9 protein-coding genes are annotated in these 13,813 nt (G+C 71.2%); 5 read left to right on the top strand and 4 right to left on the bottom strand.

From position 1 onward, the window contains the following. Positions 1 to 93: 93 nt before the first annotated feature. Positions 94 to 4,098, bottom strand: coding sequence for an nSTAND1 domain-containing NTPase (locus ABT063_RS35655; RefSeq protein WP_351064290.1), 4,005 nt, complete (start codon positions 4,096 to 4,098; stop codon positions 94 to 96). Between the two features lie 436 nt (positions 4,099 to 4,534). On the opposite strand from ABT063_RS35655, the gene ABT063_RS35650 reads away from it, so the two are divergent. Then, positions 4,535 to 4,876 (top strand): SCO4225 family membrane protein, encoded by a 342-nt coding sequence (locus ABT063_RS35650; protein WP_351064288.1) that lies wholly within the window; start codon positions 4,535 to 4,537, stop codon positions 4,874 to 4,876. A 16-nt stretch (positions 4,877 to 4,892) separates the two neighbouring features. On the opposite strand, the gene ABT063_RS35645 is transcribed toward ABT063_RS35650, so the two are convergent. Further along, positions 4,893 to 6,068 carry a pyridoxal phosphate-dependent aminotransferase gene (locus ABT063_RS35645; protein ID WP_351064286.1) on the bottom strand — a complete coding sequence of 392 codons (1,176 nt, stop codon included), beginning with the start codon at positions 6,066 to 6,068 and terminating at the stop codon, positions 4,893 to 4,895. A 179-nt stretch (positions 6,069 to 6,247) separates the two neighbouring features. Here ABT063_RS35645 and ABT063_RS35640 point away from each other — a divergent pair, with 179 nt between their 5' ends. The 3 genes from ABT063_RS35640 (at position 6,248) to ABT063_RS35630 (ending at position 9,723) form a co-directional block, all read left to right on the top strand. Further along, a complete protein-coding gene (locus ABT063_RS35640; RefSeq protein ID WP_351064284.1) occupies positions 6,248 to 6,691 on the top strand; it encodes a helix-turn-helix transcriptional regulator in 444 nt (147 codons plus the stop codon). 10 nt (positions 6,692 to 6,701) lie between these two features. Beyond that, positions 6,702 to 7,112 carry a VOC family protein gene (locus ABT063_RS35635; protein WP_351064283.1) on the top strand — a complete coding sequence of 137 codons (411 nt, stop codon included), beginning with the start codon at positions 6,702 to 6,704 and terminating at the stop codon, positions 7,110 to 7,112. 193 nt (positions 7,113 to 7,305) lie between these two features. Next, the gene (locus tag ABT063_RS35630; protein ID WP_351064281.1) at positions 7,306 to 9,723 is read left to right on the top strand and encodes an ATP-binding cassette domain-containing protein; all 2,418 of its coding nucleotides are present in this window, start codon (positions 7,306 to 7,308) and stop codon (positions 9,721 to 9,723) included. A gap of 22 nt (positions 9,724 to 9,745) precedes the next feature. On the opposite strand, the gene ABT063_RS35625 is transcribed toward ABT063_RS35630, so the two are convergent. After that, complete coding sequence (locus ABT063_RS35625; protein WP_351064279.1) at positions 9,746 to 11,623, bottom strand: rhamnogalacturonan lyase family protein; 1,878 nt, start codon at positions 11,621 to 11,623, stop codon at positions 9,746 to 9,748. A gap of 234 nt (positions 11,624 to 11,857) precedes the next feature. On the opposite strand from ABT063_RS35625, the gene ABT063_RS35620 reads away from it, so the two are divergent. Continuing rightward, on the top strand, positions 11,858 to 12,946 hold the full coding sequence (locus tag ABT063_RS35620; protein WP_351064278.1) for a LacI family DNA-binding transcriptional regulator: 1,089 nt from the start codon (positions 11,858 to 11,860) through the stop codon (positions 12,944 to 12,946). Between the two features lie 22 nt (positions 12,947 to 12,968). Here the strand turns inward: ABT063_RS35620 and ABT063_RS35615 are convergent, their stop codons facing one another. Next, on the bottom strand, positions 12,969 to 13,355 hold the full coding sequence (locus ABT063_RS35615) for a hypothetical protein (protein ID WP_351064276.1): 387 nt from the start codon (positions 13,353 to 13,355) through the stop codon (positions 12,969 to 12,971). Positions 13,356 to 13,813: the final 458 nt, after the last annotated feature.

The following is a 13,813-nucleotide window of genomic DNA, read 5'->3' as shown; positions in this document are numbered from 1 at the left end:
TAACAACGCCGCTGGTGCGACGGGAGCAGACTGCTCACGCGCACCGGCGACATGTGACCGGGATCACTGCCCCGTCACTCGCTGCCCGGTTGCTCATTGCCCGCTGCACGGAGGCTCGTACGAAAGACGCGGCAGGTACTCCTGCCATTTCTCCGGCGTCAGCACACCCCGGGTGGTCGAGCAGATGCGGTGAACGGCCGTGTCGACGTCCAGGTCCCACAGCCGGACCGTGTCGGTGCCGCTGGACACCCCGAGCATGTGGCTCTTGGGGCTGAACGACAGGAAGTTGCCCGTCTTGGCGTTCGGGCTCATCGACTGACCGATGGGCCCGGCCTCGGCCGGGTCGCCGACGTTCCACAGCCGGACCGTGTTGTCGTTGCCGCCGCTGGCCAGGGTGCGGCCGTCCTGGCTGAACGTCAGCGACACGACCGCCTCGGTGTGGCCGGTGAGCGGAGAGCCCAGCCGGCTCGCCTCGGCGGGGTCGGTGAGGTTCCACAGCCGGACCGTGTCGTCGTCGCTGCCGCTGGCCAGCGTGTCGCCGTCCGGGCTGTAGGCGAGCGCGTTGACGGGTCCGGAGTGCCCCTTGAGCGGCGCGCCGAGCCGGGCGACGCGACCCGGGTCGGTCACGTTCCACAGCCGGATGGTGCCGTCCGCGCTGCCGCTGGCCAGCGTATGGCCGTCCCGGCTGAAGACGAGGGAGTTGACGTAGCCGCGGTGGCCGGTGAGCGGCCGGCCGAGCCGGGTCACGTGGGAGGGGTCGCCGACGTTCCACAACTGGATGGTGCGGTCGTCGTAGGCGGTGGCCAGGGTGCGCCCGTCCGGGCTGTACGCGAGCGCGTCGGGGCCCATGAAACGGGACCGCAGGGCGAGGGGCGGCCCGTGAGGGACCGGCCGGGCCGGGTCGGCGACGTTCCACAGATGCACCGCCCGGTTCCCCGTCAGCACCGCGAGCGTGCGGCCGTCGGGGGAGAACACCATCGAACGGTCGCCGCCGTCCCCGAGCACGAACGGTCCGCTCAGCGACACGGGCCGGCCGGGTCGCTCCACGTTCCACAGCCGGATCCTTCCGTCGCGCGCGGCCGTGGCGAGCACCCGCCCGTCCGGGCGGAACGCTCCGCTGCGCCCGATCATGTCCGACGTCGGGATCGACCACAGGCGGACCTTGCTGTCGCCGCTGCCGGTGGCGAGGGTCCGTCCGTCCGGGCTGAAGCCCAGCGCGTACATCTCGCCGCTGCTGCCCGCGAGCGGCTCGCCGACCTGGGAGGGGTACGCCGGATCGCTGACGTTCCACAGGCTCGCCGTGCTGTCCGCGCTGGCGGCGGCGAGCGTGCTCCCGTCGGGGCTGAACGTCACGGACCAGATGGGCCCGGTATGGCCGGTGAGCGGCGGGCCGATCGGCGCCGCGCGCGCCGGGTCGGCCACGTCCCACAGCCGTACGGTGTCGTCCGCGCCGCCGCTGGCGAGGGTCCGGCCGTCGGGGCCGAACGCCACGGAGTGCACCAGGTCCGTGTGGCCGGTCAACGTACCGAGCGCCTTCGCCCGGCCCGGCTCGGCCACGTTCCACAGCCGGACCGTGTCGTCGTCGCCCCCGGTCGCCAGCGTCCGCCCGTCGGGGCTGAACGCCACCGAGCGTACGGCGGCGGTGTGGCCGGTCAGCGCACCGATCGCCTTCGGCCGGTCCGGGGCGGCCACGTCCCACAGCCGTACGGTCCGGTCCTCGCCGGCGGAGGCCAGCGTCCGTCCGTCCGGGCTGAACGCGACCAGGTAGATCGTGCCGTCGTGGCCGGTCAGGGGCGGCCCGAGCGGACGCGGGTGGCGGGGATCCCGTACGTCCCACAGCCGGACCGTGCCGTCGTCCGCGGCGCTGGCGAGGGTGCGCCCGTCCGGGCTGAACACTGCGCTGCTCACCCAGCTCGTGTGACCGGTCAGGGGCTTGCCCAGAGGCCGGGGGCGGGACGGGTCGCTCACGTCCCACAGGCGTACGGTCCGGTCGTAGCTGGCGGTGGCCAGGGTCTCGCCGTCCGGGCTGAACGAGGTGAGGTAGACGGCGCCGGTGTGGCCGCGCAGCGGCGTGGCCAGCGGGGCGTTGACGATCGAGATCAGCCGGCTGTTCGTGCCCTCGTCGCCGGGGCGCAGGCGGTGCGCCACCAGGTCGAGCTGGGCGGACAGCGACGGATCCGTGTACTGGACGCGATCGGCCTCGGCGACCACCTGCTCGAACACGGCGTCGTCCCGCTCCTGCCACGCCACCACCGCCGCGGCGACGGCCACCACCGACAGGACGACCAGCGCCGCCACCGCACCGCGGCTGATCCACACGGTCCGCCTGCGCAGCCGCACGGACGCGGCCAGGAACTCCACCGCGCTGCGGGTCAGGAAGGTGTCACCGGCGGTCTTCGCCCAGGTCTGGGCCTGTTCCAGCCGCGAGCCCCGGTAGAGCAGGGACGAGTCGCGGTTCGAGCCCTCCCAGGCCCGGCCGTCCTCCTCCAGCCGCTGGCGCAGCAGATGGTCGTTGCGGTCCTCGTCGATCCAGTCGCGCAGCCGCGGCCAGGCGTGCAGCAGCGCCTCGTGGGTGATCTCCACGGTGTCCGCGTCGAGCGTCACCAGCCGGGCCTGCACCAGCGCCTCGAGCGACTCCTCCGTCTTGCCCGGGTCCGTCGACTCCTCCGCCAGCCGGCGCCGCGTCCCCCGCCTGCGGGTGGCCTGCGTGTCCTCGCCCAGCCGGACCAGCCTGAGCAGGAGCAGCCGGGCTGCCGTACGGGCCGGCGGGTCGAGGCTGGACCAGGCCCGCTCGGCGGTCGCCGCCACCGCTCCCTGGATGCCGCCCGCCGCGCGGTAGCCGGCCAGCGTCAGCCGTCCGCCCTTCCGGCGCTGCCAGGTGGCGAGCAGCGCGTGGGAGAGCAGCGGCAGCACCCCGGCGTCGTGCGCCCCGCGTGGCCCGTCGGCGCTCACCTCCCGGACGATCAGCTCCGCCAGCCCCGGTTCGAGTTCCAGGCCTACGGCCTTTGCGGGGCCGGTGACCGCTTCGCGCAGTTCCGCGGTGGTGAGCGGGCCCAGCACCATGTGCCGGTGCTGCAGCGCGTCGGCCAGTTCGGGATAGCGGAGGCACTGCTCGTAGAAGTCGGCGCGTATGCCGAGGACCACGCGCACGGGGGGCGGTTCGCCGGGGGCGGCGGGGGTGCACGCGGCGTGCAGGAGCTGGACGAAGGTACGCCGGTCCGCCTCGTCGGAGCAGAGGGTGAACGCCTCCTCGAACTGGTCCACGATGAGGACCGGCCGGCCGGGGGAGGGGTTCTCGCGCGTCGCCCAGGCGGAGACGGCGTCCCGCACCGCGTCACCGGCGTCGGCCGCCCCCTCCTCCAGAGCGGAGACGGCGGGTTCGAGCTCGGGGATACGGCGGGTCAGCTCCTTGACCGGGTCGCCGCCCGGCACGAGCTGGAGCACCTCGCTCGGCGGGCCGTTCGCGTCGCTGCTCCCGTCGCTGTTCCGGTCGTCCAGGGCGCCGTCGCGCAGGGCGGGCACCAGGCCGGCGTTCAGCACGGAGGACTTTCCCGCTCCAGAGGCACCCACGAGCATGACCAGGCCCCCCGTCGGCTCCGCCGCGCGCAGCTGGGCGATGAGGGCGTCCGTGCTCCGCTCCCGGCCGAAGAACCAGCGGGCGTCCTGCTGGCGGTAGGACGCCAGTCCTCGGTACGGGCACACTCCAAGGGCGGCCGCGGACTGCTGCTGCTCCTCCTCCGCGGACGCCGCGGGCTGCTCGCCGCCGACCGGATCGGCCACCGCGCGCTCCCACAGACGCTGCCACTGCGCCAGGTCGTACAGACCCGTGGACACCGGCTCGGGCCGCGCGCGCCGCGCCAGGGGGATCAGGACGTGCAGGACGGCGGCGAGAGCGGCGAACTGCGCGGGGACGTTCTTGGCCCGCCGCCAGTCGCTGATCCGCTGGGCGGACACCCGCACGGGCCGCCCCCGCTCATCGACCCGCTGCAGCCGGACGACCGCTTCGGCGACCCGTTTGAGGGGAGGATTGCCGGCCTCGCTGTACAGCAGCGCGAGGCGTTCCGCGAAGGCCGTGCGTGCTCCTGAGCCGGAACTCAAGCCTCCACCCCTTACTTCACCAGTATTTGAACGTCCGGACCGGAAAACCCACTTTATACGGCTGACCTGCGGCGAAGGCTCTCTCCGGACACCGCAACCTCCTCCGTGTGCACGCCGACTGGCAGGATCTCGTAGCAGCAGCGACCCACTGGGAGCCGCCGGACGGCCCACCGGCGCAGCGCCCGGGGATCCCGCTCACGACGCCGCCTGCACCGTTCGGCACCGGTCCCCACGAGGGGAGGGACCGGCGCCGAACGAAGCGGCGGCGGCCCACTGGTTCCCGCTCGCGGACCTCATCCGTTCCCGCTGACTTCCTCGGCCGCGTTTGAGTAGCGTTACTCATGCCGAGCCCCGTGGGCACCCGACATCGTGATGACCGGCCCTCCGGCACACCGTCCGGAAGGGCGCCGACTCATCCGACTGATCGGAGAACACCGTGAGTTCCTCCCGTCGCAGCCGTGCCGTGCTCGCCCTGGCCGCGGACAACTGGCTGTCCCGCTGCTACCTGGCCGCGGTCGTCCTCGCAAGCGGTTTCACCCTCTACGACGACCTGTTCGTCACCCACGCCGACGCCTCCCTGGCCGGCGTTTGGCCGCTGTTCCTGACCGCTCCCCTGAGCCTGCTGTTCGTGGCGCTGCCCGAGTCACTGTCCACGGGTGCCCTCTTCTACGCGGAAATCGCGCTCGCCGCACTCGTGAACGCCGTCGCCCTGGGCGCGCTCGCCCGCACGATCCGCGGCAACCGCGGATCATCCGCGCACACGGCGCCCAGCGCCTGAGGCGGCCGTACCGCCCTCACGTGAGAGCGGCGACGAACTTCCCGAGCCGGGCGATGCCCTCGCGTAGGTCGTCGGTCGACGCCGCGTACGACAGCCGGACGTGCGTCTGGGCCGTATGCGCGCCGAAGTCCCTGCCCGGAGTGAGCGCGACGTGCGCCTCCTGGAGCGCGCGTTCGCAGAACTGCCAGGAGGTCAGGCCGGTCCGGCTGACGTCGAAGTACACGTAGAACGCGCCGTCCGGCGGGACGGGAACAGGCAGCCCGATCCGCGCCAGGCCGTCGAGGACGAGGGCGCGCCGCCGGCCGAACTCGACGCGGCGTGCCTCGCAGACCGCGAGGGACTCGGGGGTGAAGCAGGCGAGAGCGGCGTGCTGGGCGGGAGCGGAGGCGCAGAGGAAGTAGTTCTGGGCCAGGCGCTCCATCGCCGGTACGAGGGGCTCGGGGACGACACACCAGCCGAGCCGCCAGCCGGTCATCCCGAAGTACTTCGAGAAGCTGTTGACGACGACGGCGTCGGGGTCGAGCGAGAGGGCGCTGCGAGGGGGCCGGCCCTGGTCGTCGTGGTCGCTCAGGTCGAGGTAGATCTCGTCGACGATGCGCCAGGCGTCGCGCTCGCGCGCGAGGTCGCAGATCGCGGCCAGCTCGGCCGCCGGAACCGAGGTGCCGGTCGGGTTCGACGGAGTGGCGACCATGATCCCGCGCGTCCGGTCCGTCCAGTACGACCGCACGGAGGCCGCGTCCAGCTGATAGCGGCTCTCGGCACCGGCGGGGACGAGGGTGACGCGGGCACCGAAGCTCTCGACGATCTGCCGGTTGCAGGGATACGACGGGTCCGCGATGAGCACCTCGTCACCGGGGTCGACGAGGGCGGCGGTGCTCAGCACCAGGGCGGCGGAGGCCCCCGCGGTCACGACGACCCGAGCCGGATCGACCTCGACGCCGTGCCGGTCGAGGTAGAACCGGGCGATCGCCTCTCTCAGGGCGGGCAGCCCCAGCGCGGCCGTGTAGGTCATGGGCCGTCCGTCCATGACCTCGCGTATCGCCTCCAGGACGGCCGGGGGCGCGCCGAAGTCCGGTTCGCCGAGGTTGAGTCTGACGACGTGATGCCCCTTCGCCTCCATGGCGGCGGCGTGCTTGCCGAACTCCATCGCGTAGAACGGGGCGACGGCCTGGGCGCGTTGCGAGATCCTCATGGCGCGACCTCCGGCCGCGGGTCGCTCTGTCGGGAGTGTGGGTTCATGTCGCCTTCCTGGTCGCCGGTGGCCGCACAGCCTATGCGGGGAGACACCGGAGCCGCCCGACCGCCCGCAAGGACGGCACAACCTGTTCGCCCCGCCCCCAACTGTCCGTGCCATGTGGCAGGATTTTGCGGGTGACCAGCAGACCCGCCGAGGAGCAGCACCTGCGCGACCTCGCGCGGCTGCGCCGCGTCCGCGACCGGATCGACCGGGAGTACGCGCAGCCGCTGGACGTCGAGGCGCTCGCCCGCGGCGTGAACATGTCGGCCGGGCACCTCAGCCGCCAGTTCCGGCTCGCCTACGGCGAGTCGCCGTACGCCTATCTGATGACGCGGCGCATCGAGCGCGCGATGGCGCTGCTGCGGCGGGGCGACCTCAGCGTCACCGAGGTCTGCTTCGAGGTCGGCTGCTCGTCGCTGGGCACCTTCAGCACCCGCTTCACCGAGCTGGTCGGTGTGCCACCCAGCGTCTATCGCAGCGAGGCGGCGCGCGCGACGGCGGGGATCCCGTCGTGCGTGGCGAAACAGGTGACCAGACCGATCAGGAATCGAGAAGCGCGGGCCCCGAGTCGCGCCTAGCGTGAGGGCCATGGACATCACCATTCACGCGAGCTTCCTCCCGCACGACGACCCGGACGCCTCCCTGGCCTTCTACCGCGACACGCTCGGCTTCGAGGTCCGCAGCGACGTCGGACAGGGCAAGATGCGCTGGATCACGGTCGGTCCCCCTGGCCAGCCCGATACGTCCATCCTCCTGGCGCCGCCGGCCGCCGACCCCGGCATCACCGACGACGAGCGCCGCACCATCGCCGAGATGATGGCCAAGGGCACCTACGGCTGGATCCTGCTGGCCACCGCCGACCTCGACGGCACCTTCGAGCGGGTGCAGGCCGGCGACGCCGAGGTCGTCCAGGAGCCGACCAAGCAGCCGTACGGCATCCGCGACTGCGCCTTCCGCGATCCCGCGGGCAACCTGATCCGCATCCAGGAGCGTGCCTGAGCCGTCCGGCGGTCGCAGCGGGCACCGTCGATCAGAGCGGGCACCGTCGATCAGGTGGACAGCGGACCCGTGCCGCGACCGCGCCGACGAATTAGAACAAACGTGCTGCACGTACCGCGCGAAGCTGGTTGGATCGAGCCGGGCGACCCGATGGAGACCGCGCACGCGTCTCCGCCCGACAGATGGAGAGACGATGAGCATGGCCACGAGGACGGACACGCAGTCGCCTGCGTCGCACGTTGCCGACAGCCACGATCTGATCCGCGTGCACGGCGCGCGTGAGAACAACCTCAAGGACGTCAGCATCGAGATCCCGAAGCGCCGGCTGACGGTGTTCACCGGCGTCTCCGGCTCGGGCAAGAGCTCGCTGGTGTTCAACACGATCGCCGCGGAGTCGCAGCGGCTGATCAACGAGACCTACAGCGCCTTCGTGCAGGGCTTCATGCCGACACTGGCGCGGCCCGAGGTCGACGTCCTCGACGGGCTGACGACAGCGATCATCGTCGACCAGCAGCGTATGGGTGCCGACCCGCGCTCCACGGTCGGCACCGCCACCGACGCCAACGCGATGCTGCGCATCCTCTTCAGCCGGCTCGGCAAGCCGCACATCGGCCCGCCCAGCGCGTACTCCTTCAACACCGCCTCGGTCCGGGCGAGCGGCGCGATCACCGTCGAGCGCGGCGCCAAGACCAAGGCCCAGAAGGCGACCTACGAGCGCACCGGCGGCATGTGCAACCGCTGCGAGGGCCGGGGCAAGGTGTCCGACATCGACCTGACCCAGCTCTACGACGACTCCAAGTCGCTGTCGGAGGGCGCGTTCACCATCCCCGGCTGGAAGTCGGACAGCCAGTGGACCGTGCAGCTCTACGCCCAGTCCGGCTTCGTCGACCCGGACAAGCCGATCCGCCAGTACACCAAGAAGGAGATGCAGGCCTTCCTCTACGGGGAGCCGGTCAAGATCAAGGTCAACGGCATCAACCTCACCTACGAGGGGCTGATCCCGAAGATCCAGAAGTCGTTCCTGTCCAAGGACAAGGAGGCGATGCAGCCGCACATCCGGGCGTTCGTGGAGCGGGCGGTCACCTTCACCACCTGCCCCGAGTGCGACGGCACCCGGCTCAGCGAGGGGGCCCGGTCGTCGAAGATCGGGAAGGTCTCCATCGCCGACGCCTGCGCGATGGAGATCCGTGACCTGGCGGAATGGGTCCGCGGTCTCGACGAGCCGTCGGTGGCGCCGCTGCTCACCGCGCTGCAGCAGACGCTCGACTCGTTCGTGGAGATCGGCCTCGGCTACCTCGCGCTCGACCGGCCTGCGAGCACGCTGTCGGGCGGCGAGGCACAGCGCGTCAAGATGATCCGCCACCTCGGCTCCTCGCTCACCGACACCACCTACGTCTTCGACGAGCCCACCATCGGCCTGCACCCCCACGACATCCAGCGGATGAACGACCTGCTGCTGCGGCTGCGGGACAAGGGCAACACGGTGCTCGTCGTGGAGCACAAGCCGGAGACGATCGTGATCGCCGACCACGTCGTCGACCTCGGCCCCGGCGCCGGTACGGCGGGCGGCACCGTCTGCTTCGAGGGCACCGTGGAGGGACTGAGGGCGAGCGGCACCGTCACCGGCCGCCATTTCGACGACCGGGCCGCCCTCAAGGAGACGGTGCGCAAGCCCACCGGCGCACTGGAGATCCGGGGCGCGACGACGCACAACCTGCGGGGGGTCGACGTCGACATCCCGCTCGGGGTGCTCTGCGTGGTCACCGGCGTCGCCGGCTCCGGAAAGAGCTCGCTGATACACGGATCGCTGGCCAACGGTTCAGGGGCCGCCGAGGCGGGTGTCGTCTCGGTCGACCAGGCGCCCATCCGCGGCTCGCGCAGGAGCAACCCGGCGACGTACACCGGACTGCTCGACCCGATCCGCAAGGCGTTCGCGAAGGCCAACGGCGTGAAGCCGGCGCTGTTCAGCGCCAACTCCGAGGGCGCTTGCCCCACCTGCAACGGCGCCGGCGTCATCTACACCGACCTGGCGATGATGGCCGGCGTCGCCACCCCCTGCGAGGACTGCGAGGGCAAGCGGTTCCAGGCGTCCGTACTGGACTATCACCTCGGCGGCCGCGACATCAGCGAGGTGCTCGCGATGTCGGTGACCGAGGCCGAGGAGTTCTTCGCCGCCGGCGAGGCACGCACGCCGGCCGCCCACGCCATCCTCGACCGGCTCGCCGACGTCGGGCTCGGCTACCTCACCCTCGGCCAGCCGCTCACCACGCTGTCCGGCGGCGAGCGGCAGCGGCTCAAGCTGGCCACCCACATGGCCGCGAAGGGCGGCGACCGCCAAGTCTTCGTACTCGACGAGCCGACCACCGGCCTCCACCTCGCCGACGTCGAGCAGCTGCTCGGCCTGCTCGACCGGCTCGTCGACTCCGGCAAGTCGGTCATCGTCATCGAGCACCACCAGGCGGTCATGGCGCACGCCGACTGGATCATCGACCTCGGCCCCGGCGCCGGCCACGACGGCGGCCGGATCGTTTTCGAGGGCGCACCCGCCGACCTCGTCACCGCCGGCTCCACCCTCACCGGCGAACACCTCGCGGCCTACGTCGGCAGCTGACCGGGGCTCTCGTGGGACACGCCTACCCGGCGGAGCCGGCGTAGGCGATGTTCGGCCGGGGCGGCCTGGCCATGCCGGCGCCGAGGAAGTAGTCGACGTGGTGGGACTGCATGTACCCCTTGAACGTCATGGCGTTCCGGTAGGCCGGGTTGTGCGCGAGCGTGTACAGCCGGGTGTTCGTCGGCTGGTTCGTGGTGAAGATGATCAGCTCGTTGTGGGACGCGTTGGTGTACACGGCCTCCTCACGCCAGTCGCCGAGGATGTCGCCGACGAGGGTGGGCCCGCCCTGTGCGGCCGTGACGGCGCCGTAGTTCCAGGTGCTGACGAGCCGGGGGAGGCTGCCGCTCGACGTCGGGTTCTGCGGGTCCCACTTCTCGATCTTGCCGCTGTTGAGCAGCTCCATGGTGAGATCGCCGTCCCACCACAGGCCCAGCTGCGGCCACGGACGCAGTGACGCGTTCGGTTCGGTGAGCCTGTTGGCGGGCGCGTTGTACAGGCCCGAGAAGGACCAGACCTCCATGCCCGGGAAGCGCGGGTCGACGTCGCCCGCCATGCCGCGTCCGACGTCGGCGGGGCCGCCGTTGTGCTTCCAGATGACGGAGCCGTTCGACGCGTCGTAGTAGTACTCGAGCAGTCCGCTCGGGTTGTCCTGCTGCACGCCGTAGCCCTCCAGGCCCGGACGGCCGGGGTCCATGTCCGCGATGTGGAAACGGTCGCCGTGGACGATGCCCTGGGGTGCCATCGAGTAGCGCAGGGAGCCGTCGCCGTTCAGCACGAACCCGATCTCGGCGACCTCGTCCGTCCCGTCACCGTTGACGTCGATGGCGCGGGTGTTGTGCCCGTCGGGCGCGTTCTGGCTGCCGCGCGACCACGTCCACTCCTGCCTCAGCGCGCTGCCGGTGAACCTCCAGGCGCCCATCATCAGGTTGAAGGCCCCGTCGTCGCGCCGGTTCTTCATGTAGGCGACCAGGCTCGGCGTGGTGCCGTTGAGATACGCCACTCCGAGACGTGCGGCCATCGGACCGTCGCCCAGGTAAGTGGTCGGTACGGCGGACCAGTTGCGGAGCGCTCCGGTCCGGCCGTCGAGTACGGCCATGAACTGACGCGCGTCGTTCTCGTGCGTCCAGGTCGTCCCGTCGCCGAACCTGACGCCGTCGGCGATCTTCAGGGCGACCTCCGCGCGGCCGTCGCTGTCGAAGTCGTAGACCGTGACGCCGTCCCAGTGGCCCAGGTCGATCGCGGACGACCCCGGTTCGATGTTGTCCTGGTTCTGACTGTTCGGCCCCAGGTCGACCTCCCAGAGGAACTGCCCGCGGCTGCTGTAGGCCTCGAGCTTCTGGGGGGAGGTCTGCCGGTCCAGTACGTAGTCGTACTCGCCGTCGCCGTCGAGGTCGCCGACCCAGACGAACTTCACCGGACCGCCGGAGCGCAACGGCACGCGGACCACGGGTTCCTGGGCGTGGTTGGCCGTCAGGGTGAAGGCCCCGCTGGGCGTCTGCTCCTGTCCGCCGACGACCGGGGCCACGCGGTAGCTGTTGGACCGCGTCAGGTCGGCCGTGGAGTCGACGTAGTTGGTCCCGCCCGTCAGGACACCGGAGTTGAGCTTGACGTACGCGCCGCCGCCGGTGGACCGGTAGACGTTGAAGCCGATGCCCTCCGGGTCGAGTCCCAGCAGCCGCCAGGAGACCAGGACCTGGGTGGTGCTGGAGCGGACCGCCACGACCCCGCGGCCGAGGTTCTCCATCACGCGGGCGGCCTGAATCGTCGGATCGCCGGCCGCCGCGGCCTCGGGTGAAACGGGGTTCGCGGGGCCCGCGGCCAAAGTGGCGCAGACGGCCAGGGCCGCCGAGACGGTGAGGGGCACCCGATGGGCGGCCCGCCAGCGTAACTTCATGTACATGACAGCCTCCTGGAACGGCTCATGGTGGGGGTGTGAGTGCGCCGGTGCCCGCCCTCGGCCCAGGCCGGAAACCTCGAAGAGTTAAACCGTTTACACACTCGGGATGGAAGCACCGTGATGGGTACGCGTCAAGGTAGCCGGACCGTGCGAGGACCATCCTGTTGACGCGCCTGATCGTATGCGCGACCCTCGAGCGGAAACGCTTCCATACAGGTGCCGGACGCAGGAGGCCCGATGCCTCGCCGGACCACGCCCGACGACGGGCACCCCCGCCTCGCGACGATCCGCGACGTGGCCCGACACGCCGGCGTCTCGGTCGCCACCGTCTCCCGGATCCTGTCCGGCACCTACCCCAGCGCCCCCTCCACGCGCGCCAAGGTCATGCGCGCCGTACGCGAGCTCGACTACGTGGCGAACGCCCATGCCAGAGGACTGGCGGGAGTGCGTCCCAAGAGCGTGGCCATCGTCGTCAACTCGGTGATCTCACCGCACTACGCCCATGTCGCGCAGGGCGTGCAGGAGGAGGCCGCGCGGGAGGGCAGGCTGTGCATCGTCGGCACGACCGGCGGCGACCCCGAGCGGGAGCTGGCCACCATCGCGCTGATGCGCCAGGAACAGGCCGAAGCGGTGATCCTCGTCGGCAACATCGTCGCCGACGACGCCTACCGCGAGCGCATGGCGAACTACGCCCGCGCGCTCGCCCGGGCCGGCTCGCAGCTCGTGCTGTGCGGCCGCCCACCGCTGGGCCCCGAGGTGCCGGCCATAGTGGTCGAGTACGACAACACCGCCGGCGCCCACGCCATCACCAGCCACCTGCTCGCGGCGGGCCACCGACGCATCCTGTTCCTGGGACGCCGCACCGGATACACCACCCCCGACAGCCGGATCGCCGGCTACCGCGCGGCACTGGCCACGCACCACGTCCCGCACGACCCCGGGCTCGAGCTCGACGGCACGATGGAGCGCGGCGAGGGCCACCGCATGATGCGTGAACGGCTCGACAGGGGCCCACGAGACTTCACCGCCGTCTTCGCCGGCAACGACCTCATCGCCGCCGGCGCACGCGACGCGCTGCGCGAACGCGGGCTGCGCATCCCCGACGACGTCTCGCTGGTCGGCTTCGACGACCTTCCCCCGGCCGCGGACATCGACCTGACGACCGTTCAGGTCCCGCACGAGGAGCTGGGCCGCACGGCCGTGCGGCTGGCGCTGGGCGGCGAGACGCCGGGTGCCGCCCAGCATGTCCTGCTGGGCACCCGTGTCGTCGTACGGGACTCGGTTCGCCGCCGACCGGGAGCGTGCCGGCCTCGTCCCGGAGCCTGAGGCCGGCAGGGCCTCGGCCGGCTCAGTCCTCGGTGAACTCCTTCTTGGCGCAGACCTCGCCGGGACCGTTCCAGCACAGCTTCATCAGATACTTGGCGGCATAGGGGACGACGTTGTAGTCGAAGTAGCCGCATCCGGAGTCGCCACCGTCCGCCTTCGTCTCCTTCAACTGCCACCCGGCCACGTACATGTAGAGCTTGCCGGTGACACCGTGTCCGTCGGCCCGCGTATCGCATACACGGAAGGTGTCGGGGTCCGGGTCGAGGTGGGTCATGGTGCCGATGGTGTTCCCACTGCGGGTCAGCCGCAGCGTGGTGTCGGCGGCACTGGCGGTACCCGTCGCGCTGACGACGAGGGCGACGGCTCCTGCCACCGCGAGGGCGCCACGAGCGACCAGATACTTCCGCATCGCATCTCCTGGTGATGTGTTCATGATCCTGGGCGGACAACTCTAGATCTTCACCAGGGCCTGCACGCCCAAGGGGTCGGCGCGCCTTCACTGCACCTGCAGCCGTCCGCCGCGGACCACCGAGCTCTCGGCGTCGACGCCGTACAGCGGCGAACGCTCGTCCGCGACGGCGAATGCGATGCCTGAAGCCGCACAGACGCGCGAACGTCCGGCTACCCCCGGCGTCGGGAGTTCCATCTCATGACGGCTTTGAGGCACACACTCACGCGGAGAGAAGTGCCGCCATGAGGAAGGTGGAGATGACAAATACCCACTGGGACCGCAAGCAGAACCAGGGCCGGTCTGGTGGAATGCACGGTCCACGGAGTACAGGGCGTCGTGCGTTATCGGATGGGGCGGTGACGGGAGCGCTGGGACCAGCGCACGGCGGTGAGGCCCAGTGCGGTCACGAGGACCAG

The sequence above is a fragment of the Streptomyces sp. NPDC002838 genome (genome assembly GCF_040295365.1).
Taxonomy (GTDB): domain Bacteria; phylum Actinomycetota; class Actinomycetes; order Streptomycetales; family Streptomycetaceae; genus Streptomyces.
Note: the sequence above shows the minus strand (reverse complement) of the source record. Positions and strands in the feature narration are given on the sequence as shown.

Excerpts from the sequence above, each read along its gene's own strand:
- ABT063_RS35620 (WP_351064278.1), top strand. The coding sequence starts at position 11,858 with ATGCCTCGCCGGACCACGCCCGACGACGGGCACCCCCGCCTCGCGACG.
- ABT063_RS35635 (WP_351064283.1), top strand. The coding sequence starts at position 6,702 with ATGGACATCACCATTCACGCGAGCTTCCTCCCGCACGACGACCCGGAC.
- ABT063_RS35625 (WP_351064279.1), bottom strand. The coding sequence starts at position 11,623 with ATGTACATGAAGTTACGCTGGCGGGCCGCCCATCGGGTGCCCCTCACC.
- ABT063_RS35630 (WP_351064281.1), top strand. The coding sequence starts at position 7,306 with ATGAGCATGGCCACGAGGACGGACACGCAGTCGCCTGCGTCGCACGTT.
- ABT063_RS35615 (WP_351064276.1), bottom strand. The coding sequence starts at position 13,355 with ATGCGGAAGTATCTGGTCGCTCGTGGCGCCCTCGCGGTGGCAGGAGCC.
- ABT063_RS35645 (WP_351064286.1), bottom strand. The coding sequence starts at position 6,068 with ATGAGGATCTCGCAACGCGCCCAGGCCGTCGCCCCGTTCTACGCGATG.